This is a genomic window from Paraburkholderia sp. BCC1876, from assembly GCF_902833695.1.
Taxonomy (GTDB): Bacteria; Pseudomonadota; Gammaproteobacteria; order Burkholderiales; family Burkholderiaceae; genus Paraburkholderia.
On the sequence record NZ_CADFGI010000019.1, the window covers coordinates 21,297 to 44,075 of the forward strand.

General features: G+C 63.8%; 17 protein-coding genes. 16 read left to right on the forward strand and 1 reads right to left on the reverse strand.

Annotation, left to right across the window (positions count from 1 at the left end; all coding sequences use genetic code 11):
- Positions 1-48 precede the first annotated feature (48 nt).
- From tssB to HWY05_RS36805, 8 genes are all read left to right on the forward strand, one after another.
- On the forward strand, positions 49-585 hold the full coding sequence (tssB, locus tag HWY05_RS36770) for a type VI secretion system contractile sheath small subunit (RefSeq protein ID WP_051980413.1): 537 nt from the start codon (positions 49-51) through the stop codon (positions 583-585).
- Positions 586-667: 82 nt separating this feature from the next.
- Positions 668-2,182, forward strand: a complete 1,515-nt coding sequence (gene tssC, locus HWY05_RS36775; protein WP_035548773.1) for a type VI secretion system contractile sheath large subunit — start codon at positions 668-670, stop codon at positions 2,180-2,182.
- A gap of 44 nt (positions 2,183-2,226) precedes the next feature.
- On the forward strand, positions 2,227-2,709 hold the full coding sequence (locus HWY05_RS36780) for a type VI secretion system tube protein Hcp (protein ID WP_035548776.1): 483 nt from the start codon (positions 2,227-2,229) through the stop codon (positions 2,707-2,709).
- Positions 2,710-2,789: 80 nt separating this feature from the next.
- Positions 2,790-3,353, forward strand: coding sequence for a type VI secretion system baseplate subunit TssE (tssE, locus tag HWY05_RS36785; protein WP_176061387.1), 564 nt, complete (start codon positions 2,790-2,792; stop codon positions 3,351-3,353).
- On the forward strand, positions 3,353-5,242 hold the full coding sequence (gene tssF, locus HWY05_RS36790; protein WP_176061388.1) for a type VI secretion system baseplate subunit TssF: 1,890 nt from the start codon (positions 3,353-3,355) through the stop codon (positions 5,240-5,242). Before tssE ends, tssF begins: the two co-directional genes overlap by 1 nt.
- Positions 5,239-6,321 carry a type VI secretion system baseplate subunit TssG gene (tssG, locus tag HWY05_RS36795; protein WP_176061389.1) on the forward strand — a complete coding sequence of 361 codons (1,083 nt, stop codon included), beginning with the start codon at positions 5,239-5,241 and terminating at the stop codon, positions 6,319-6,321. Before tssF ends, tssG begins: the two co-directional genes overlap by 4 nt.
- Positions 6,322-6,393: 72 nt before the next feature.
- Positions 6,394-8,307 carry a type VI secretion system tip protein TssI/VgrG gene (gene tssI / locus HWY05_RS36800; protein ID WP_176061390.1) on the forward strand — a complete coding sequence of 638 codons (1,914 nt, stop codon included), beginning with the start codon at positions 6,394-6,396 and terminating at the stop codon, positions 8,305-8,307.
- A gap of 25 nt (positions 8,308-8,332) precedes the next feature.
- Complete coding sequence (locus tag HWY05_RS36805; RefSeq protein WP_176061391.1) at positions 8,333-10,924, forward strand: DUF2169 domain-containing protein; 2,592 nt, start codon at positions 8,333-8,335, stop codon at positions 10,922-10,924.
- Positions 10,925-10,994: 70 nt separating this feature from the next.
- Here the strand turns inward: HWY05_RS36805 and HWY05_RS38535 are convergent, their stop codons facing one another.
- Complete coding sequence (locus HWY05_RS38535) at positions 10,995-11,987, reverse strand: hypothetical protein (RefSeq protein WP_244146800.1); 993 nt, start codon at positions 11,985-11,987, stop codon at positions 10,995-10,997.
- Positions 11,988-12,172: 185 nt separating this feature from the next.
- Here HWY05_RS38535 and HWY05_RS36815 point away from each other — a divergent pair, with 185 nt between their 5' ends.
- The 8 genes from HWY05_RS36815 to HWY05_RS36850 all read left to right on the forward strand — a co-directional run bounded on the left by HWY05_RS36815 (position 12,173) and on the right by HWY05_RS36850 (position 22,666).
- A complete protein-coding gene (locus HWY05_RS36815; RefSeq protein WP_176061393.1) occupies positions 12,173-12,829 on the forward strand; it encodes a DUF3540 domain-containing protein in 657 nt (218 codons plus the stop codon).
- Positions 12,830-12,837: 8 nt separating this feature from the next.
- The gene (locus tag HWY05_RS36820; protein WP_176061394.1) at positions 12,838-13,227 is read left to right on the forward strand and encodes a DUF4150 domain-containing protein; all 390 of its coding nucleotides are present in this window, start codon (positions 12,838-12,840) and stop codon (positions 13,225-13,227) included.
- A gap of 67 nt (positions 13,228-13,294) precedes the next feature.
- Positions 13,295-13,810, forward strand: a complete 516-nt coding sequence (tssJ, locus tag HWY05_RS36825; protein WP_176061395.1) for a type VI secretion system lipoprotein TssJ — start codon at positions 13,295-13,297, stop codon at positions 13,808-13,810.
- Entirely contained in the window at positions 13,810-15,189 is a 1,380-nt protein-coding gene (gene tssK, locus HWY05_RS36830; RefSeq protein ID WP_176061396.1) for a type VI secretion system baseplate subunit TssK, read from the forward strand. The genes tssJ and tssK overlap by 1 nt, the downstream gene beginning before the upstream one ends.
- Positions 15,168-16,385, forward strand: a complete 1,218-nt coding sequence (gene tssL, locus HWY05_RS36835; protein WP_176061397.1) for a type VI secretion system protein TssL, long form — start codon at positions 15,168-15,170, stop codon at positions 16,383-16,385. The genes tssK and tssL overlap by 22 nt, the downstream gene beginning before the upstream one ends.
- Positions 16,382-20,074, forward strand: coding sequence for a type VI secretion system membrane subunit TssM (gene tssM, locus HWY05_RS36840; RefSeq protein WP_176061398.1), 3,693 nt, complete (start codon positions 16,382-16,384; stop codon positions 20,072-20,074). The genes tssL and tssM overlap by 4 nt, the downstream gene beginning before the upstream one ends.
- 33 nt (positions 20,075-20,107) lie before the next feature.
- On the forward strand, positions 20,108-21,199 hold the full coding sequence (locus HWY05_RS36845) for an FHA domain-containing protein (RefSeq protein ID WP_176061399.1): 1,092 nt from the start codon (positions 20,108-20,110) through the stop codon (positions 21,197-21,199).
- Between the two features lie 162 nt (positions 21,200-21,361).
- The gene (locus tag HWY05_RS36850) at positions 21,362-22,666 is read left to right on the forward strand and encodes an HlyC/CorC family transporter (protein WP_081935775.1); all 1,305 of its coding nucleotides are present in this window, start codon (positions 21,362-21,364) and stop codon (positions 22,664-22,666) included.
- Positions 22,667-22,779 lie beyond the last annotated feature (113 nt).

Consider the following 22,779-nt stretch of genomic DNA (forward strand, 5'->3'; position numbering starts at 1 on the left):
AACCCACGAGCTGCGAGCAGCCGAAACCCATAGGGAGCGCAAGTCAACATGATCCATTCGAACGCATCGAAAGCAAAAGCAACCGGGCAGAAATTCATCGCGCGAAATCGGGCGCCGCGCGTGCAGATCGAATACGACGTCGAGGTGTACGGCAGCGAGCGCAAAGTGGAAATCCCATTCGTGATGGGTGTCATCGCCGATCTTGCCGGCAAATCCGCCCGCCCTCTACCTGGTTTCGAGGTGCGCAAATTCATGGAAATCGACGTCGACAATTTCGACGAACGGCTCAAGTCGGTCCAGCCTCGGGTGGCGCTTCAAGTGTCGAACGACATTGCCGGCCAAGGCATGCTCGCCGCCGAGCTCACCTTCGAATGCATGGCAGATTTCTCGCCCGCCAGGATCGCGCACCAGGTGCCCGCGCTCGACCAGTTGCTGCAGGCGCGCTCGCAATTGTCGAACCTGCTGTCTTATATGGACGGCAAAAGCGGCGCGGAAGCCTTGCTCACCGAGGCATTGAAGAACCCAGCGTTGCTGAAAGCGCTTGCCGGTACATCGGTCCCTCTCGAAACAAAAAATGCGACCTAGACACCGCCATTGAGACCGCTGACAAAGATAGGCACGACCACCGTGCATGACATCGACTCAAGGATCGCTTTCGGAGATCACCATGACTCTCGCACAGTCCATCACCCAGCAATCAGCCAGCCCGACGTTCACGGCTGAACATTTTTCAGCCGCACTGATGCGGGAATTCAATCCGCGCACCGAGCAAACGCAGCAGGCCATTGACGGCGCGGTCAGAACGCTCGCTTTGCAGGCGCTGGAAAACGCGGTCGTTATGTCGGACGACGCGTATCAGACGATCCAGACGGTGATTGCCGAAATCGATCGCAAGCTGTCACAGCAGATCAACTCGATCATTCATCACCCCGATTTCCAGCAGTTGGAATCGGCGTGGCGCGGACTGCACTATCTGGTCAACCACAGCGAAACGGACGAATTGCTGAAGATCCGCTGCATGCCGATCAGCAAGACGGAACTGAGCCGTATGCTGAAACGGCACAAGGGCGTCGCGTGGGATCAGAGTCCACTGTTCAAGAAGGTCTACGAGGAAGAATACGGCCAGTTCGGCGGCGAACCGCTCGGCTGCCTGGTCGGTGACTACTACTTCGACCACAGCCCGCCTGATGTCGAAACCCTCGGCGAAATTGCCAGGATCGCCGCCGCCGCGCACTGCCCGTTCATTACCGGCGCCTCGCCCGCGGTCATGCAAATGGCGTCGTGGCAGGAGTTGTCGAATCCGCGCGACCTCAGCAAGATTTTTCAGAACAGCGAATACGCCGCGTGGCGCCATTTGCGTGAGTCGGACGACTCGCGCTATCTCGGCCTGACCATGCCGCGTTTTCTCGCGCGCCTGCCGTATGGCGCACGCGAGAATCCTGTCGATGCTTTCGATTTCGAGGAAGACACGGAAGGCGCCAATCACGAGCGCTACACGTGGATCAACTCCGCGTACGCGATGGCGTTCAACGTCAATCGCTCGTTCAAGTATTACGGCTGGTGCACGTCGATTCGCGGCGTCGAATCGGGCGGCACGGTGCAGGATCTGCCCACCCACACATTTCCCACCGACGACGGCGGCGTCGACATCAAGTGTCCGACTGAAATCGCCATTAGCGATCGGCGCGAGGCGGAACTCGCTAAAAACGGCTTCATGCCGTTCGTGCATCGCAAGAACTCCAATAGCGCAACGTTCATCGGTGCGCAATCGCTGCAACGGCCAGCCGAATATCACGACGCCACCGCCACCGACAACGCGCAACTGGCCGCGCGTCTGCCCTATCTGTTCGCGTGCTGCCGCTTTGCTCACTATCTAAAGTGCATCGTGCGCGACAAGATCGGTTCATTCAGGGAACGCGGCGACATGGAAGCGTGGCTGAACAACTGGATCATGAATTACGTAGACGGCGACCCGGTCAACTCGTCGCAGGACACCAAGGCAAGAAAACCACTGGCGGCGGCCCAAATCGTGGTTGAGGACCTGGACGACAACCCCGGCTACTACCGCGCCAAATTTTTCTTGCGTCCGCACTATCAACTCGAAGGCCTCACCGTGTCATTGCGGCTGGTGTCGAAGTTGCCGGCGCTGAAAGACAGCGCGACATCAGCGCAACGGCTCTAAACATCAAGTCATCAGTTTCGCTTCATTGAACAGGGAACGGAAAAATGTCAGTGGATATGTACATGCGGGTAGACGGCGTCACCGGCGAATCGAAAGACGCCAACCATAAAGGGTGGATCGACATCCAGTCCTATTCGTGGGGCGCGGCGCAGCCCGGCAATATGGCGACGGGAAGTGGCGGCGGCATCGGCAAAGCCAGTTTCCAGGATCTGGAGGTCGAAACCTTCATGGATAAAGCCGCGCCGGCGATCCTCAAGTACTGCGCCAACGGCAGGCATTTGCCACAGGTCGAAGTCTCGGTGTGCAAAGCGGGCGGGGCACAGATCGAGTATCTGCGAATCACACTCTCCGAGGTTCTGGTCACGTCCGTCCTGCAGGGCGCCGCGAGAACGTCCGAGGCGGTGCAGGTGACTTACGCATTCCAGGCAGCCAAGGTGAGGAAACAATATTGGGAGCAGACCGACCAGGGCAATCGCGGCGGCGAAAGCGTGCTCGCCTGGGACGTCAAGCAGAACCGCGAGGTTTAAGCCAGCCTTCCTTCTTCAGCGAGTTGTACGGGCAAACCAACGCGATTGCCCGCATGGCTCACCTGCCAGCGAGACTATCTGTGAACGAGCCTTCTTTCTTGCGCGAGCCGTGGGATTCCGCGGCGCCGCGCCGTGGACCGCGTATCGACGTTCAGCCCATGCTGCTGGATCGCCTGACCGCGCACCGTTCGCCCGTATGGAACGAGTCGGGCGAACGCCACGTGCCGCCGCATACGGCGTCGCGCACGGCATTGCGCGAATCGATTCTGCGCGATCTTGGCTGGCTCATGAACAGTGTCCCGCTTGACGTGACGGATAACCTCGACGCCTATCCGCACGTACGCCGCTCGGTGATCAATTTCGGCATGAACGCGTTGGCCGGCTCGTGTTTGCCGGCCAACGGTTGGACTCACATCGAAGGCGCGATTCGCGAAGCGATCACGCAGTTCGAGCCGCGCATTCTGGCCGACAGCATCGAGGTGCGATGCGTCGCCGGATCAAACGCGGATCGACACGGCCACACGCTGCCGCTGGAGATCAGCGGACAGTTGTGGGCGGCCGGCGCGCCGCAAGCGTTTGTGCTGCGTTCGCAAATCGATCTCGAGAACGGCCGCGTCATCTTGCACTCGCCAGGTATCGCGTAATGGACGCACGCCTGCTCGACTACTACAACCGCGAACTCGCCTACCTGCGCGAACTCGGCGCCGAGTTCGCGGAAGCGTTTCCGAACACCGCCGGCCATCTCGGCATGCACAGCACGTCCGTGCCGGACCCGTATGTCGAGCGGCTACTGGAAGGTTTCTGCTTTCTGACCGCGCGCATCCGGTTGAAGATGGATGCCGAATTTCCGCGCTTTTCGCAGCGGCTGCTGGATGTCGTCTACCCGAACTACCTGGCGCCGTTGCCGTCGACGGCGATCGTCGCCGTGCAGCCCAATCTGCGCGAAGGCAGCCTGAATGAAGGCTACACGTTGCCGGCCGGTACACCGCTGCGCGCTCATCTCAGCCAGGGGGAACAGACCGCCTGCGAATTCCGCACGGCTCACGCGCTGACGCTTTGGCCGCTACGCGTGACGGAGGTCAAGCTGCGCGGCGTGCCAACGGAATTACCGCTGTCACGACTCAACGTTCAAGGCGAAGTACGCGCCGCGTTGCACGTACGGCTTGAAGTCTGCGGCGCCGACAGCGTGAGCCAATTGCCGCTCGACGCCTTGACGTTTTTCCTCAGCGGCGCGGAAAACCAGGCGTTGCCCTTGCTGGAACTGGTGCTCGCACACTGCGTCGGCGTGGTCTGCAGCGACGGCGCGCAGACCGCAAACCGTTGCTCGCTGCTCGACAGCGAAGCCCTCCATCACGAAGGATTCGACGCGGCCCAGGCGCTGTTGCCCTACGGTTCGCGCTCGTTCCACGGCTATCGGCTCCTGCACGAGTACTTCGCGTTCCCGGCGCGCTTCCTGTTTTTCAGCATCAGGCATCTGCGCCCCGCGCTGCGCAAGATCGAAGGCACGACGTTTTCGCTGACCATCCTGCTTGACAAGACCGCGCCCGAACTCGATCGCTCGGTCGACATCCGCAGTCTTGCGCTGTTCTGCACGCCGGTCATCAATCTGTTTCCGAAACGCACGGATCGTATCGCGATCACGCTGCAACGCCACGAACATCATTTGGTGGTGGACCGTACGAGGCCGCTCGACCATGAGATCCATACCGTCGAGAAAGTGACCGGGCATCGGCAGTCCTCCGGTAGTCACTGCGAGTTCCGGCCGTTCTACGGCACGTTTTCCGCCGACGCGCCCGGCGGCCACGGCCGCTATTTCTCGGTCCGTCGCGAACCTCGCCTCGGCAAAGCCGCGCGCGGACAGGGGCACGGCAACGCGCCAGCCGCTTATAGCGGCAGCGAAGTGTTCCTCTCGTTGGTCGACCAGAACGACGCCCCGTTTTCCGACGATCTGCGCCAGTTGTCGGTGGAAGCGCTCTGCACCAATCGCGACCTCGCGCCACTGATTCCGCTCGCCGGCAACAGCGATTTCAGCTTGCGTATTTCCGCGCCCGTCAGCGCTATCAAGGTGCTGCGCGGACCGACGCCGCCGCGCCCGGCGCTTGCCGATAGCGACATCACCTGGCGCCTGATCAGCCACCTCGGCCTCAACTATCTGACGCTGACCGATCTCGACGGCGAGCAAGGCGCGCAAGGCGCGCAAGTGCTGCGCGAGTTGCTCGAACTTTATGCGGGCGCCGCGCAAGCCAACGTGATGCCGCAGATTCAGGGGCTGCGCAGCGTTCAGGTTCAGCCCGTCTACCGTCAGTTGCCGCAGCCGGGGCCGCTGATGTTCGGACGCGGCGTAGCCGTTTCGCTAATGCTCGACGAACTCGCTTTTTCCGGCGCCAGTCCTTATCTGTTCGGCGCGGTGCTGGAGCAATTCTTCGCCCGCCATGTGTCGCTGAACAGCTTCAGCGAACTCGCCGTGGCAACGCTGCAGCGCGGCGAGATCAACCGGTGGGCGCCGCGTGTCGGCTGCCGCCCGATCGCATGAACGGCGCCGCCCATCCGTCGCTGCCGACCTTCTGGCAGCAGGTCGCAAACGCGCCGCACGCATACGACCTCTACGCGCTGTTGCGCTGGCTCGACGCCCGCTCCGGTATGCCGGCGCGCCTCGGACACGCGATTCATCCGGGCGACGAGCCACTACGCATCGGCCAGCAACCGTCTCTCGTATTTGCGCCCGCCACGCTGGCGAGCGCGACGCCGGCGATTGAAGGCGCGCCGCCGCGCGTGTCGATCTTCGGCTTCGGCCTGTTCGGCCCCAACGGTCCGCTGCCGCTTCATTTGACCGAATACGCGCGCGACCGGGCGCGCAATCACGACGACTCCGCGTTGACCGCGTTCGCCGATCTGTTTCATCACCGGTTGACGCTGCTGTTCTATCGCGCATGGGCCGACGCACAAGCTACCGTGAGCCTCGACCGTGGCGCGGGCGCGCGCTTCGACGCTTATGTCGCGAGCCTGATTCATCTGGGCTTGCCGTCGCAGACTCCGCACGGTGGCCTGCCCGCTCACGCTTGCCATTTCATGGCCGGCCATCTGGTGCGGCAAACCCGTAATCCGGCGGGACTGCAGCAGATCCTGCAAGCGTATCTCGGCGTGCCGGTGGCGATCGTCGAGTTCGTACCGAGCTGGATACCGGTCGACGCGTCACAACGCACCCAACTGCGTGGCAGCGCGGCGACCCGCAAGCTCGGCAGCGGCGCGCTGCTCGGCGTCGCGGTGCGCGACGTGCAGTCGAAGTTCGAGCTCAGGGTCGGCCCGTTATCGCACGCGCAGTTTTTAACGCTCTTGCCGCGCACGCCGCGCGCGCGTCAGGTCGCGCAGTGGGTGCGTCTGTACGGCGGCGTCGAATGGGCGTGGGACCTGCGGCTGGTTCTGGCCGCCGACCAGGTGAGCGGCGCCACGTTGGGCGCTAACAGCCCGAACAACCCGCCATTGGGCTGGGGTAGTTGGCTCGGCACCCGCACTGGCGCTACCTCCAACGCCGATGCCGATGCCACCACCGTCGACGCCGACGATTTCGTCTACCAACCCGAACTATACGAACAGGAAACCGCCACTGCCTGAGCAGCCCCGAAGCCGCACTCACTAACCCTCACGTCCGTCACGCCCGCACGCCCGTCACGCAGGAAACTTGTTATGAACCACATCGTCACCGCACACACGCCGCTCGATCCGGCCATGCTCGCGTTCCGTTCGTTGACCGGCACGGAAATGCTGTCGTCGCTGTACGAGTTTCAGGTGGAACTGGTGAGCCCTTCCGCCTCGCTCGATATGAACGCGCTGCTCGGCAAGCCGCTCTCGCTGGATATCGTCACGAGCTCCGGCGCGCTGCGCCATCTCGGCGGCCAGATCGCGCGCTGTGCATTCAGCGGCCGTGAAACCAGTACGGCGCGCAGCTATGTCTACACGGTCACGCTGCGTCCGTGGCTCTGGTATCTCACGCAGAGCACGGATTGCCGGATTTTCCAGAACCTGTCGGTCGTGGAGATTCTGCGGCAGGTGTTCGACAAATACCGTTTCCAGGTCGACGAACGTCTGCTGACCGCGTATCGCAGTTGGGACTACTGCGTGCAGTACGAGGAGAGCGATTTTGCGTTCGTCAGCAGGCTGATGGAGCAGGAAGGCATCTACTACTTTTTCCGTCACGAAGCGGACCAGCAGGTGCTGGTGCTGGCCGACGACCTCAGCGCGCACGATCCGCTGCCAGGCCACGCGATGCTGCCCTGGCTCGCCGCGGACCGCCTCGCACTGCCCACCGAAGAAGGCGTCGACGCCTGGCATCCGGCGGTCGAACTGAGCCCCGGCGCCTACACCGTCGACGACTACGACTTCCGCAAACCGCAAGCCGATCTGTCGCAGGTGCGCGCCAGGCCGTTGAGCGCCGAGCACGGCGAATACGCGAAATACCAATGGCGCGGCGGCTATATCGAAGCCGATCAGGGCGAACACTACGCACGCGTGCGCCTCGAAGCGGAACAGGCCGCGCACGCACGCGTTCAGGCGCATACGCGTTTGCGTGCGATCGCGCCGGGCTACCTGTTCACGTTGCAAGGCTGTCCGCGGCAGGTGGAAAACCGCGCTTGCCTGATAGTCGGCGTGAGCTATCGACTGCAGGAAGGCGGCTACGCAACCGGCAGCAGCAAAGCCCGCTTCGAATTCGATTTCATCGCGCAACCCGCGTCGCTGCCCTATCGCGCGCCGAGCGTGACGGGCGTGCCAAGGGCGACCGGTCCGCAAACCGCCGTAGTGGTCGGACCAGCCGGCCACGAACTTTGGACCGATCAATACGGCCGCGTGAAATTGCAGTTTCGCTGGGACCGCTACGGCACGCGCGACGAAAACAGTTCGTGCTGGGTGCGCGTGTCGAGCGCATGGGCCGGCGCCCAATTCGGCGGCATTCACGTGCCGCGAATCGGTCAGGAGGTCGTGGTCGATTTTCTGAACGGCGAACTCGACCGGCCGCTCGTCACCGGCCGCGTCTACAACGCCGATCAGATGCCGCCTTTCAGCCTGCCGGAAGCCGCGACGCAAAGCGGCTTCGTCACGCGCACACCCGGCGGCACCCGCGCGAACGCCAACATGCTGAGTTTCGAAGACAAGCGTGGGGTGGAAAAGATCAGCCTGCACGCGGAGCGCGACTACGCGCTGTCGGTGGAAAACGACGCGACGCACGATGTCGGCGGCGACAAAACCGAATCGGTCGCGAACAATACGTCGACCTCAGTCGGCGGCAGTTCATCTGTCTCGGTCAAGGGCGATTCGACCTCGATCACGCTCGGCACGTCCCGCTCGTTTACGGCGCACCAGATCAGTGTGCTCGGCACCGGCGTCAGCATGACCGGCGTAAGCGCGGGCGTGACCGGTTCGGCCATGTCCGCAAACGGTTCGTGGGTCGGGGCGAATGGCTCGAGCGTCACCACGACGGGAACGTCGGTTTCCTCCACCGGTTCATCGGTTTCCGCGACCGGCTCTTCGGTCAGCAGCACCGGGTCGAGTGTCAGTGCGACCGGCGTGTCGTATAGCACCGTCGGCCTGTCGGTCACGTTCTGACGTCGGCCATCCGAATCCATCCGTTATGAAAATCATCAAGCCCACGCCGCTCGGTATCCTCACGCGCTCCTACCGCGCGCACGGTCGCGAACACCTCGGCATCGCGATTCCGGTCATGGCGACACTCGGCGCGACGCCGCAAATCGTGAGCGAATCCGAGTTGTGGAATACGGTCGGTGATGAACTGGCGGGCTATACGCTCGACGCGGCACTGCCCAAATCGCACGCCGAGTTTCTGGTGTCCGCGAATGCCTACGGCACGTACTGTGAACGCGGTGACCGCGGTGGTCGCACTAACACTTGCCAGGTCGGCATCCGCTTCGCGGGCGTGCAGAAGCGGTTACGCGTGTCGGGCGAGCGCAACTGGAACGGCGACACAGCCACGGCGGCCAAACCGTTCGAGTCGCTACGGATCGACTGGCTGCATGCCTACGGTGGTGCCGGGTATGCGGACAATCCCGTCGGTCTGGGATTCAGCAGCGCAACCGGCGACGACCGCGACACGCCGGCTCTACTGCCCAACATCGAATACGCGGAGAACGCGCTCATGCAGCGTGGGCAACACATCGCGCCCGCCGCCTTTACGCCGATCGCGCCGAGTTGGCCGCAACGCAGCGCGCTCTTTGGTCAGTTAGACGAGGCGTGGCACGAGCAGGATCGTCCCGGCTTTCCTCGCACGATGGATCGTCGCTATTTCAACGTCGCACCGCTGGACCAGCAATTGCCGGCACACGCGGCGCTGCCGGACGGCGCGGCCTATGAGATCAAGCGCTTGCATCCGGAGCGCGAAGTGATCGCGGGCGTCTTGCCGGCGTTGCGTGCTCGCAGCTTTATCCGGCGGCGTCAGTCCACGCTGCTGACTGAAATTGCGATGCGTCTGACCACTGCCTGGTTCATTCCCCATCGCGAGCGTGTGGTGATGATTTTTCACGGCGTCGCGGAAATCGAAACGTTCGATGCTCATGACATCGCCTGTTTGCTGATCGCCGCCGAGGCAAGCAGCCAAGCTCGATCAGCGGAGCACTATCAGCGTGTTTTCGAATTGCGGATGGACAGTCAGCACGGCGCGCTGCATGCGTTGCGCGATAGCGACCTTATGCCTGCGTCGACAGCCGCCGACTCAACGCGCGACAACGCCGGCACGCCAGGCGATCCATCACACGGCGTATGGCAGCGCAACCTGTTAAACCGCGCACGATCGCTCGCCGACGAAGCCGCCTTATTCGCACAGCACGCAGGCATCCCGTTCCCTGCCAATGCGTTCGCAACATCGCCTGGCCCGACGCACGCACCGCGGCTCGACGATCTGGCCGAGTTCGTGCAGCGTCAGGAACAACTGGCGAGCGAACAGCGCGCCGCGCTAGACCAGACGCGGCAGCGTATCGAGGATGAACACGCCGCCCGCTGTCCACCCACGGCACCACGACGCGGGCCGCCGACGCTGCTTCACGACAACGCGCCGCCCACTCACCCCGTTGATTCCCGGCAAGCCGAAATGGCCGACATGACACGCGAGGCAACCCTCAAACTACGTGAAGCCTACCGCCATACCGCGCACTACCAAGAGGCCGCCCCACGCCTCGACGCGAGTACGGCTGCGGCTCGCGCGATACGTGACCGCGTCATAGCCCTGCATGCCAACGGCGAATCGCTCGCCGATCTGGACCTGACGGGTGCCGATCTAAGCGGCCTGAGTTTGCGCGGCGCGTTGCTATCCTCCGCGCTGCTCGAAAACGCCGACCTCACCGACGCCGATCTCACCGGCGCCACGTTGAACGACGCGGTGCTTGTCCGCACCACGCTCACTCGCGCCACATTACACGGCGCGAATCTGAGCCGCGCCAACCTTTCACTGGCGCACTGCGACGACACCAATTTCGACGAAGCAACGCTCGACGGCGCTCTGTTCGAACGCACTCAATTGCACCGATGCAAGCTGCGCCGCGCATCGATCGACCGCGCTCGCTTCAGTCAGTGTCGTTTCGATTCCGTCGATTTCAGCGACGCCACGCTGAGTGATCTCGCGTTCATCGAGCAGGCTTTTCAGCATGTCGACTTCAGCCGCGCGCGAATTCGCAAGCTGGCGTTGATCCAGTGCACGGCCGACCACGTCAGTTTTTCCGAGGCCGACATTCATGGCTTCGCATGCATCGACACCTCGGCGGTCGGTATCCGTTTCGATCGCGCCACGTTGCGCCAGGCCTGCTTCGTAAAAAACAGCGTGCTGGATCGCGCCGACTTCTCGCACGCCGCGCTCAGCGAAGTGAACTTGCGTCAAGCCAGCGCGAAGGGCGCCGATTTCAGCCATGCGCGAATCGACCAATGCGATTTCTCCGATGCCTGCCTGCACGACGCCAATCTGCAAAACGCACGGGTCGAGAACGGCTACATGGTTCGCACCGATCTGCGCGGCGCGAGGCTGGCAGGCGCTGACTTGATCGGCGGCTATCTGCGAGGCGCCGATCTGCGCGGCGCAGGCCTGCACGAAGCGAATCTGTTTCGCGCCAATCTCGCCGAAGTTTTGCTGGATGAAGTTTCACGAAGCGGCGAACGCGAGCAGTTCGACGGCACTTATCTGGAGCAGGCCGTGTTCCATCCGCTGGCGAGCCCGGCATGAGTCTTATATGAGTCTCACGCGCGAACAGCTCCAACAGATGATCCGCCGAGGTGAAGTCATCGAGCGGCAGTCAGTGGGACCGCTCGACTTGACGCGCGGAGATCTGTCGGGCGGCATCTTTGCGAACGTTACGTTCAGCGGCACGCAACTCGCTTACGCGCGGCTCAGCGAATGCGTGTTCAACGAGTGCAGCTTCACGGACGTCGATCTGACTTGTGCCGACCTGTCGAAAAGCGTCATCGTGAACGGCGAGTGGATGCGCACGGACCTCACCGACAGCACGCTCGACGACTGCCGCTTCACCGGCACGCACGCAAGCGGCACACGCTTCACGCGAGCGCGCGCCACTCACGTTGCCTTTCTTAAGTGCGAGCTGAGCGGATGCCAGTTCGACTCGGCGCGAATCGACTTCGCCTGTTTTGACGAAACGCCAATGGATGGCGCGGACTGGTCGGCCGCCGCAATTCGCCAGAGCCTTTTCTATCGACTGGATTTGCGCGATGTGCGTTTCGCGCAGAGCCGCTTCGACCGCGTCATTTTTAGCGAATCGAATCTGACGGGACAAACGTTTCGCGGACAGACATTCGACCAATGCCAGTTCATTCGCGCCGAACTCCGGGGCGTGGACTTCACATCGGCGCGGCTGCCGTGCTGCAATTTTCAGGGCGCCGAACTCGACCACGCGGTGCTGGACGACGTGGGCGCGCCCTTCGCCAACTTCTTCGAGGCGCGCGTGAACCACGCGCAGTGCCGTGGCGGGCGCCTGCCGAACAGCATCTGGGTCGACGCTCGCGCGGCAAGCGCCGATTTCAGCGGTGCGGATTTTTCCGGCGCGGTGTTTCATCGCGCCGATGCGAGCGGCGCGCTTTTTGTGCAGACGCGACTCGACAGTGCGGATTTTTCGTCGGCGTTGCTGCACGGGGCGGATTTTCGCGATGCGCTGTTTGCGCGAACGCGCTTTGATGGGGCGCGCGTTGATGATGACTGCGAGCGCATTCATGCCAGCGAGACACGCGCCTGCGCCTACGCCGACGGCGCACATGCCCATGTCGTTGGCAAACACGTCCACGCCGGCGACGCACGACTCCATGCTGGCGACGCACGCGTCCACCTCGGCTGCAAACCCCCTCCCATCCTCTGGCAAGACCGTCCCGGCGTAGCCGCCAGCGACACCGCACTGCAAGCCGCGCGCGCCTGGTCGGCACGTCGGAACGATCGCGCGGCACCGCCTTCCACCTCTGAATCTCTATGACATCAACCGTAGCCAAATCTAGAACGCTGCCGACCACGCCCGCTGAAACCGCCGGCACCGTACTTGCGTTGCTGCAAGACGACATGTTGCTAGTAGTCTGCGCGGGCACCCGGCTACGGTGCCGACGCGCATTCAGTTGCCTGATCGCGCCAGAGATCGGCGACCGCGTCATCGTGAGCCACGTCGAGCCGCAGCGCCCCCATGTGTTGGCTATCCTCAACCGGCCTCACGGGCGCAGCGCATGCATTCGCATCGACGGCGATCTACTGATCGAATCGGCGAGCCGTATCCATATTCGCGCCGAACAGGGCCTTCAACTGCACGCGGACAACGACCTGGCGTTGCACGGCAAGCACCTCGCACTCGACGCGGACAACGCGACGCTCGTCGCGCGTAAAGCATCGATCACCTGCGCCGAGTTCGAAGGCCACACCGGTGTGCTGCGGTTGATCGGTAAAAGCCTGGCGAGCGTCTTCGAGCGCGTCGTGCATATCGCAAAGACCAGTTTTCGCACGGTCGAGACGGTCGATCATCTGCGTTGCGCTCATCTCGACTACGCCGCATCGGAGGCCGTACGTCTGCATGGCAAGCACACGTTGCTGACCGCCGAGCGTCTGGCGAAACTCGACGCCCAACAAATCCACCTCGGCTAGGAGCATCCATGGTCATGGTCAATTCAAGCGCGGCCGGCGCCAACGACGCCATCAGCGTCAACAAGACCCCGCCGTTGGGCGTGCCGGTCGCTTACGACAACAACGCCCAACGCGTGCAGGCAATTCCGAACGTCAGCAATATCCTGGTCGCCTGCGCGCCTGCTCACAATCTCGCGACCATCATTCCGGTCACCACCGGCGACGCGCCGGGCTCGATGGGTGGCGTCAGTTCCGGCACCGTCTGCGCGAGTTCGCGCCATATCAACGGCGCCAACACGGTACTGCTGCACGGCATGCCGACTACCCGGATGACCGACCCCACGCAACAGAATGCGACCAACGCGATGGGCACGGGCACCTCGCCCAGTCAGACGCACATTCTTAATCTGGCGAGTTGAACCGCGCATGATCCCGATGCAATGGCGCGCGCGGTTTCCGACGACGGCGTCTCCCCTAACGCGGCAAATGCTGCTGGCTCTGCTGCCCCAGTTGATCCTGCTCACGCTGCTCACCGGCTGCGCAACAACACGCCCACCCGCAGACACCGCTTTCACGCTCTCTCTCGACGCCAGCCCAACCGTCAATCCAGACAGCCTCGGACGTCCCGCGCCGATTCTCGTCGGCCTCTACGACCTGAAATCGACCGCCGCTTTCACCGCGAGCGGCTTCGCGCCGTTACAGGACCACGCGAAGGCAAGTCTGGGTGACGACCTCGTCGGGTTCGACCAGCTCATTCTGCGGCCCGGCGAACAACGGACGATCGAACGGACAGGCAATACGCGGATGCGCTCGCTGGGCATCGTCGCCGGTTACCGCGAATTGAACCGACACGTCTGGCGCGTCGCCATCGCGTTACCCGTCGCCGAAGAGTCCAGCCTCCCCTCGTTCTGGCCGTTCGAACCGCAGCGACCCGTCGTGCAAGTGCAAGTGAAACTGGACGACAGCGGCATCGTCGTCCGAACCCTGAATCGGAACCCTTGATGAAGCATTCCACCGCGCCGTTGAATTTACCGTTGAAAGACTCGGGCGCGTCCCGCAGCAAGGTCGTCTGGTCGGAAGGCATGTATCTGCGCCCGCAGCATTTCCAGCAGTTCGAACGTTACGTCGAGAGCTATGTGCAATTGCGTTGTCGCGGCTTGCAGCGCGCGTTCTGGGGCTTCACGAGCGTCGAAATCGATCATGACGCGCTAGCCTTGGGGAAAGTTTCGCTGACCATGGCGCAAGGCGTGTTTCCTGACGGCACCCCCTTTCTGCTGACGAGCCCCGACGAACTGCCCGCGCCGCTCGACATTCCCGTCGACGCAAAAGATCAGCTCGTGCTGCTCGCGTTGCCGCTCAGGCGGCCGGGCGGCGAAGACACGATCTTCGAGGAACGCGCCGATTCGCTCGCGCGCTATAGCGCCTATGTCCGCGAAATCGCGGACGGCAATGCGGTCGCCCTGGGACCGGCCAGCGTGCAGATCGCCCGCGCGCGACTGCGTCTGGTGCCGGCGTCCGAACTGGGCAGCGAATGGCAGGCCATCGGCCTGCTACGCGTGGTCGAGCGGCGTAGCGACAACCATCTGGTGCTCGACAAACTCTACATTCCGCCGATGCTGATCGCCGGCCAGCATCCGCTGCTCGCCGGCTACATCCGCGAGTTGCACGGCCTGCTCGAGCAACGCGGCGATGCGTTGGCGAACCGGCTGTCGCGGCCGGGACGCGGCGGCGTCGCCGAAGTCGCGGACTTCCTGCTGCTCGCGCTGATCAATCGCGCGCAGGCCGATACTTCGCACGAACACGAACTCGGCGAGGTGCATCCCGAGTCGCTGTTTCAGCAGTGGTTGAGGCTCGCGTTCGACCTCGCCACTTACACCAACCACGAGCGCCGGCCGACGGTTCGTCCAGCGTACCGGCACGACGATCTGCAAGGCAGCTTTTCGCCGCTGATGGCCGAGTTGCGGCGCGCGTTGTCGACGGTACTCGAACAGAACGCGGTCGCGATTGAGTTGCAGGAACGCGCGCACCGCGTGTGGGTGGCGCGGATTCCGAGCCCTGAGTTGCTGCATAGCGCCGGCTTCGTGCTCGCCGTGCACGCCGATCTGCCCGCCGAGACCGTGCGCGCACGCTTTCCCGCACAGATCAAGATCGGGCCGGCCGAGCGGCTCGCCGATCTGGTGAATCTGCATCTGCCCGGCATCGCGTTGCGCACGCTGCCGGTTGCGCCTCGACAGATTCCGTATCACGCGAGCTATCACTACTTCGAACTTGATACCGGCGCCGAGCTTTGGAAGCAACTGGAAAAATCCAGCGGACTCGCGCTGCACGTCGCGGGCGATCTGCCGGGTCTGACGATGGAATGCTGGGCGATTCGCGGGTGATGCAGCATCGATCAGACGCCCGCAACGCGCTTGTCGTCGCTGCCAACCCGCTGCTCGACCTGCTCGCGCCGATCCGCACCAGCACGGACCTCGCGCCGCAGCAGCTGCGCGAATATCTGCTCGATCAGATCCGGCAGTTTCAGGCGCGCGCGCAACGTGCGGCCATTCCCGTCGAGACGATCGTCGCCGCGCGCTATTGCCTGTGCACCGCGCTCGACGAAGCGGCAGCGCTCGCGCCGTGGAGCGGCGGTGGCGCGTGGTCGACGCACAGTCTGCTGGTGGCTTTTCACAACGAGACCTGGGGCGGCGAAAAGTTCTTCCAGTTGCTGGCGCGCCTGTCGGTGAGCGCGCACGCGCATCGCGACATGATCGAGCTGCAGTACTTCTGCCTGATACTCGGTTTCCAGGGACGCTACCGCGTGATCGACAACGGTGCCGCGCAACGCGAAACGCTGATGCGTCGGCTGCACAAATTGCTGCATGAAACGGGCGGCGGATACGCGCTGCCGTTGTCGCCCGAATGGCGCGCCGCGGACCGGACGCCGGTGCGGCGAGTGCGCCGCGGGCTGCCGTTGTGGGCGTGGTTGCTGTTCGTCGGTGTGAGCGGTAGCGCGAGTTTCACCGCGTTTCTGCTGGCGACTACCGCGCACGCCGATCGAGTCTATGCGGCGATCGTCACGCTTCATCTGCCCGAGCTAAACACCCACGCGAGCGACGCGCCGCCGTCGAACAGGCTGCGGCAAGCGCTCGACGCGGATCTGCAAAGCGGCCTGCTCGCGCTGCGCGAAGAGGCGGACCGCAGCGTGATCGCGATGCGCGGCGACGGCCTGTTCAACTCCGGTTCGGCCACCGCGAATCCGGCTTATCTGCCGGTGCTCGTGCATCTCGCCGGTGTGCTGAACCGGGTGAGCGGCGAAATCGCGATTACCGGTCATACGGACAATCAGCCGATTCGAGATCACCGCTTCGAGTCGAACCTCGCGCTGTCGCAAGCCCGTGCCAGCGCGGTCAGGCAATGGCTGCTGGCGGCCGGCCTCGACGCGAACCGCAGCATCACCGTGACGGGGCGTGGCGACGAACAGCCGGTGGCCACCAATCAGACAGCCGATGGTCGCGCGCAAAACCGCCGCGTGGAGATCGTACTGGTCCCGCTTCCCCCAGACAGACAAGGCATTTCGCAGGCGACCGATCAATGAAGTTCGTAACACGGGTAGTGAAGCTGATGTTGTCCCGGGAGTGGTGGCTGTGTGTGTGGCTATGCGTCGAAATCGCGCTGGTCGTCGCGTTGATCTGGAGCGTGGGGCCGCTGCTGGCGATCGGCGCGACGCGTCCGTTGGAAAGTGCGGCGGTGCGAGCGTGGTTGATTGCGCTCGTGCTGCTGGCCGGATGCATGCGGCTGGTTTGGCGGATGCGGGGAAGTGCGAGCGGTGCGGGTGCGGGTGCGGGTGCGGGTGCGGGTGCGGGTGCGGGTGCGGGTGCGGGCATGGTCGCGCGTTGGCGTGAACACCGGTCGAATTCGAGCTCCTTAAAAACAGCGGAAAGCACCGGCGCAAGTATCCGCACACAAAACGGCGCGCTGGTTGCCGAACTACGCGCCCGTTTTCGCGATGCGCTCTATCTGCTGCGCCGCGCAACCCCGACCACAGGCAAATTCACGGCATGGCTCGATGCCGCCACCGGTCAGTACGCGTATCGATCGCCGTGGTATTTGGTGGTCGGCAGCAGCGGCTCGGGCAAGACCGCTGTACTCGTCCACGGCGGACTCGAACTGTCGACCGCCAAGCAAGCGGCGCGCGCTGCCGCCGGCCGTGTCGAGGCGACCCAGCAATGCGACTGGTGGTTCAGTAACCACGCGGTGCTCGTCGATACGCCGGGCCACTTTCTGGAAGCCGCCGACGACACCCAGCGGCGCGGCACCGAGCGGCGCGTCCTGCTCGCGCTGCTTCGCAAACATCGGCCGCGCCAGCCGCTCAACGGCGTGCTACTGACAGTCGCGATCGACTCGCTGCTCGCGCTAAACGAAGCCGACCGCACGGCCTACGCGATGCGTCTGCGCAAACCGCTGCAATCGATGCGGGCGGCGCTCGACATGCAGGTCCCGATCTACTTATGTTTCACCCGAATGGATCGCCTCAGCGGCTTCGTCGAGTATTTTTCCGCGCTGAACCGCGAGGGCCGCGAGCAGGTTTGGGGCGCGACATTCCCACTCGATGAAAACGCCGCAGCACGCAACAACGCCACCACCGCATTCACCGTCGCATTCGACAAACTCGCGCAACGCCTGAGCGACGGCTTGCGCGACGTCGTGGGCGCCGACCCCGATCTCGATAGCCGGGCGCTCGCCTATCTATTCCCGCAGCAGTTCGCGAGTCTGCGCGAGGTGCTCGACGGCTTCTGTTCGACGCTGTTTCAGACGTCGCATCTGGAAGCCAACCTGGTCGCGCGCGGCATCTACTTCACTAGCGCCTTGCAGAGCGGGCCGACGATCGACCGGATACTGACGCCGGTCAGACAACAGTTGCACAGCGTAATGCCGTCACCGGCACCCGTAACCAGTCGCGTCGGCCAAAGCTATTTTCTCAAGCAACTGCTGCACGAGGCCGTCTTTGCCGATGCCGGCCTCGCCGGCACGAGTCGCGCGTCGCTGCGGCGCCGTCTGATCGCGCACACGGCGCTCGCGGTGACGAGCGGTGCCCTGTTGCTGACACTGCTAGCCGGCTGGACGATCAGCTATTCGAACAACCGTGCCTATCTCGACGAAGTCGGCGCGCACGTCGCCGCGTTCAACCTGCACGCGCGCCCGCCGATCGCGTTGCCCGCCGCTGCGTTGGCGCCGCTCGCGCCGATGCTCGACACAGTGCGAGGCCTGCCCCGCAGCGAGCACTTCGAGATCGATGCCCCGCCGGCCTTGCGCTACGGACTCGGTCTTTACGCCGGTGCAAAAATCGGCGAAGCCGGCGAGACGATCTATCGCCGCGCGCTTGACGACAAACTGCTGCCGCAGACCGCCGCACGTCTTGAAGCGCTGCTGTCCAACGCCCCGCTCGACGATCCGGAATATACGTACGACGCGCTCAAGGCCTATCTGATGCTTCACGACGCCGCTCACTACGACGGCGGTTTTGTCGCCGCATGGCTGATCCTCGACACGCAGACGTCGTTGCCATCGAGCACCACGCTCGACCAACGCGCACATCTGGAAGCGCACCTCACGCGGCTCTTCGAAGCGCGCGCGGTCGCGTCGCCGTTCGCGCTCAACGCAGCCCTGGTGAGCCGCGTGCGTGAGCGGCTCGCACGCGATTCGTTCGCTCAGCGTGCTTACCATCAGTTGCGCCGCGAACTGCTGCGCATGCCGCACGCCGCGCCGCTCACCGTCGTCAGCGCGGGTGGCCCGCAGGCCGCGCTCGTGTTCCGGCGCATCAGCGGCAAACCGCTCAGCGACGGCATCGACAGCCTGTATACGTATCGAGGCTATTGGGACATCTTCGACAAACGCGTCGCCAACGCCACCGCGCAACTGCGCAGCGAAGAACCATGGGTGCTGGGCATCGACGCCGCGCCCACTGGCGACACCGCGCGCCTCGCGCTTGAAGTCCGACGCGCGTACTTCAACGACTACATCGAAGTCTGGGATGCCTATCTCAACGACTTGACGCTGATCGATAGCAAGTCGATTGCGCAAAGCACGCGAATCGCGCGCACGCTATCGGCGCCGGATTCGCCGCTCAGACAATTTCTGCAAGCCGCCGCCCGTGAGACGAATCTGTCGCGAACCGCCTCCTCGTCCGAGCAGCGCCCCGCGGCGGATCGCATGCAGCAGCGCCTCGGCGAAGCGCGGCAATCGCTCGCGGCGATGTTCGGCAACGCCGCGCCCGCAGTGCCGCAAGCGGCCAGCGAAGACCGACCCGAGGCCGTCGTCGACGCGCATTTCGAACCACTGCGCCGCCTCGTCGCCTCGTCCGACGGAGGCGCCGCCGGCACGGCGCCGTTCGACGGCAACCTGCGCGTGGTCGACGAGTTGTACAGCTACCTGACGTCGGCGAGCGCGGCACTCAACAGCGGCAATGCGCCGCCGCCAACCGGCGTGTTCGACAAACTGCAGGCCGATGCCGGACGTATGCCGATGCCCTTGCGCAAGATGTTCGGCGACCTGTCGCAGAACGGTTCGGCGCAGATCGGCGGCGCGCTGCGCGCCAATCTCGCGCAAGACGCCCAAGGCGGCATAGGCCGACTGTGCCGCCACATGATCGACGGGCGCTATCCATTCGTGCGCAACGCCACCCGCGATGTCGCGCTCGACGATTTTTCGAAGCTGTTCGCGACGGGCGGCTTGATGGACAGCTTTTTTCAAAAAAATCTGGCGTCGCAAATCGACGTCAGCGGCAGCCGCTGGCGCTTCAGGCGCGACGCGACCGGCGCCGCCTCGGGCGATGCCCGTCTGGCCGGCTCGTTCCAGAATGCCGACATCATCCGCACCGCGTTTTTCTCCGGCAATGCGACGACGCCGGCGCTGCAGGTCGAGCTGACACCGCTCGAACTGGACCCGGGGATCGCGCAGTACACGCTGGATGTCGACGGCCAAACGATCCGCTACGCCCATGGCCCGCAACTGCCCACCACAGTGAAATGGCCGGGCCCCGGCGGCGGCGGTCAGGTCAGCTTGCAGATCAGCACACCCGGCGGCGCCGACGGTCTGCAAACGCAGGGACCGTGGGCGCTGCACCGTTTGCTCGACAAGGCGCGCATTACACCGGGCGCGACGCCCGAGCACTTCGTTGCCACCTTCGACTTCAACGGCCGCAAGCTGTCTTTGCGGGTCATCGCCAACAGCAGCTACAACCCGTTCAGGTTGCCGCAAATGGACGCGTTTTCGTGTCCGTCGTAAAGCCGCTCGCTATCAGATCAGGACGTTTGCTCCATGCCCTCTTTTCGCCTTCAGTTGATGATCGTCGCCTGCCACGGCAAGGCGCTACCGAACGACCCGGGCGCGGTCTTCGACGCCGCCGGCGGCTCGATCGGCCGCGCGCCGGACAACACGCTGGTGCTGCCCGACGACGATGACGGCGGCAGCGCGGTGGCGCGTCGCCATGCGTCGATCAGCGCGCACGGCGACGGCTGGCAGTTGCTCAATACCAGCGAGCATGCGGCGATCGCCGTTAATGGCAAGCTGATCGAGCCGCGCGGACAGATCGAGCTGCACGCGGGCGATATCGTCAATATCGGCGCCTATGTGCTGCGGGCGGCGGCGTGCCCCGAGTTGCCGGTCTGGAATCTGACGGACGGGTCCACGCTGACCGACGCGCGTTCCGCCGCTGGCTCTGGCTCTGGCGTTGGCGCCGGTCCTGCGGCTGACTCCGCCGAAAACGCAGCAGCGAATCCGCTTTACGTAACACCACGACCGTATGGCCTTTCCGAAGACCGGCCGTTCAGTCCCGGAACCTCGACTTCGTTACACGATCTGCTCGATACGCCGCTCGATCCGCTCGCGCTATTCGAGCCACCGGCTACGAGATGGTCGAACACCCGATGGAACGAAGCGAACGTTCCCGACCTGTTCGCCGACCTCGCCGCCGCACCACCCGGCGCGTTCGACGCATCGCGTACGGACAACGCGCCCGGTCGTACGATCCGCGACCATGTGGCGGAATTCGACGGCCATCTGCGGCTAAAGATCGCCACGCCGATAGAGGAGACGACGCGGCATAACGCTATCACCCAGCGAACCGACTACGCCGACGCGTTTGGCCGCTTATACGACGCATCGGCCTGCGTCGTGCGTGTCGCCGTGCCGAATTACGGCGGTAAAACTCATGCAAGGAACGACCCACCACACAAGGCACCGATCGACGCGGGCAAAACCATCGAATCCGCCGCCCTGCTCGCCCACGCCTTTCTCGATGGTGCCGGCGTCCCCTGCGACGCAGCAGCCGAGGCCGGCTTCACCCCAGAATTCATGCACACGCTAGGAACACTGGTCCGCACACTCAAACAACCTACCGGCCAAAACTAACAACTACCCACTCGATCAGGGTCGGCGCGCCGCATAACCAAAACTATCCCTCCCAAGCTCGCGGTGCCCGTCCCCTCGGCATCCCGCCCGGCCATCCCGCGGAGAGCCGCGGCGGCCCCCTCTGCTATATTCTCTCCATCCTGTCCCTCTCCTTCACGACGCGTGGAACAACTTCCCCTATGGGCGCAGATCGGCGCAGTTTGTCTGCTGCTCGTCTGCTCCAGTTTCTTTTCCATTTCTGAAACGGCGATGATGGCGCTCAACCGTCATCGCCTGAAGCACCTGGCCAATCAGAACGTGCTCGGCGCAAAGACCACGCAAGGCCTGCTCGCGCGTACCGACCAGTTGTTAAGCGTGGTGCTGATCGGCAACAACCTGTTCAATACGATCATTCCGGTGCTGACCACCTCGATCGCGCTGCACACGTTCGGCCGCAACAACGTCGTGCTCTCGATCGCGACCGGCATTGTCGCGTTCCTGATCATCGTGTTCGCGGAGATCACGCCGAAGATCGTCGGCGCGACCTTTCCGGAAAAAATCGCGCTGCCCGCCAGCCTGCTGATCGCGCCGATGATGCGCGTCGCGAAGCCGCTCGTCTGGTTCGTCAATCTGTTCGCCAACGCGATCCTGCGGGTGCTGCACATCAACACCAAGGGCGGGCGGGATCAACGCCTGACCACCGAAGAACTGCGCACCATCGTGCTCGAATCGGGCAGCTTCATGCCCACCAAGCACCGCAGCATTCTGCTGAACCTGTTCGACCTCGAGAACATCTCCGTCGACGACGTGATGATCCCGCGCCGCCGTATCGAAGCGCTGGATTTCGACGCGCCGTTCGAACAGATCCTGCATCAGCTCGAGACCTGCTATCACAACAAGCTGATCGTCTATCAAGGCGACATTGACCGCGTGCTCGGTGTGCTGCACGTGCGCAAGACCCTGGCCGCGCTGCACAACCAGGAGCTCGAGCGCGAGACGCTGCGCGAATTGCTCGCCGAGCCGTACTTCGTGCCGAGCGGTACGCCCGTGTTCCAGCAATTGCAGTTCTTCCAGGAAAGCCGCCACCGCACCGCGCTGGTCGTCAACGAGTATGGCGAGCTGCAAGGCCTCGTCACGCCGGAAGACATCATCGAAGAGCTGATCGGCGAATTCACCACGTCGATTCCGCGTAGCGCCAATACGCGCGGCGGCTGGAACGAGAGCGGCGAATGCATCGTGGCGGGCAGCATGCCGCTGCGCGAACTGAACCGCTGGCTCCAACTGACGCTGCCCACCGACGGCCCCAAAACGCTCAACGGCCTGATCCTCGAAATCCTCGAAGACATTCCGGACGGCGACGTCTGCGTGCAGATCGGCGACACCAAGCTCGAAGTAATGCGCAGCGACGATCAGGCGATCCGCACCGTCAAGCTGTTCAAGCCGCCGGTGCGCGGTGCGGCCAAGGCCGCCAAAGCCACGCGCATCTGAAGCCGAAACAGAGCTTCGCACAGCGGCGCCGCGCGCGCCATTAGCCGAATGGCCGAGTGGCGTTAGGGCGATGCCATGACCGATGATGCAGCCGTCACGTTCTACAGGCGGCT

What these genes read in the sequence shown, in the direction of transcription:
- tssK (WP_176061396.1), top strand. Translation starts at nt 13,810, where the DNA reads ATGAAGCATTCCACCGCGCCGTTGAATTTACCGTTGAAAGACTCGGGC.
- tssL (WP_176061397.1), top strand. Translation starts at nt 15,168, where the DNA reads ATGCTGGGCGATTCGCGGGTGATGCAGCATCGATCAGACGCCCGCAAC.
- tssI (WP_176061390.1), top strand. Translation starts at nt 6,394, where the DNA reads ATGAACCACATCGTCACCGCACACACGCCGCTCGATCCGGCCATGCTC.
- tssB (WP_051980413.1), top strand. Translation starts at nt 49, where the DNA reads ATGATCCATTCGAACGCATCGAAAGCAAAAGCAACCGGGCAGAAATTC.
- HWY05_RS36820 (WP_176061394.1), top strand. Translation starts at nt 12,838, where the DNA reads ATGGTCATGGTCAATTCAAGCGCGGCCGGCGCCAACGACGCCATCAGC.
- tssM (WP_176061398.1), top strand. Translation starts at nt 16,382, where the DNA reads ATGAAGTTCGTAACACGGGTAGTGAAGCTGATGTTGTCCCGGGAGTGG.
- HWY05_RS36815 (WP_176061393.1), top strand. Translation starts at nt 12,173, where the DNA reads ATGACATCAACCGTAGCCAAATCTAGAACGCTGCCGACCACGCCCGCT.
- HWY05_RS36805 (WP_176061391.1), top strand. Translation starts at nt 8,333, where the DNA reads ATGAAAATCATCAAGCCCACGCCGCTCGGTATCCTCACGCGCTCCTAC.
- tssF (WP_176061388.1), top strand. Translation starts at nt 3,353, where the DNA reads ATGGACGCACGCCTGCTCGACTACTACAACCGCGAACTCGCCTACCTG.
- tssC (WP_035548773.1), top strand. Translation starts at nt 668, where the DNA reads ATGACTCTCGCACAGTCCATCACCCAGCAATCAGCCAGCCCGACGTTC.
- HWY05_RS36780 (WP_035548776.1), top strand. Translation starts at nt 2,227, where the DNA reads ATGTCAGTGGATATGTACATGCGGGTAGACGGCGTCACCGGCGAATCG.
- tssJ (WP_176061395.1), top strand. Translation starts at nt 13,295, where the DNA reads ATGCTGCTGGCTCTGCTGCCCCAGTTGATCCTGCTCACGCTGCTCACC.
- HWY05_RS36845 (WP_176061399.1), top strand. Translation starts at nt 20,108, where the DNA reads ATGCCCTCTTTTCGCCTTCAGTTGATGATCGTCGCCTGCCACGGCAAG.
- tssG (WP_176061389.1), top strand. Translation starts at nt 5,239, where the DNA reads ATGAACGGCGCCGCCCATCCGTCGCTGCCGACCTTCTGGCAGCAGGTC.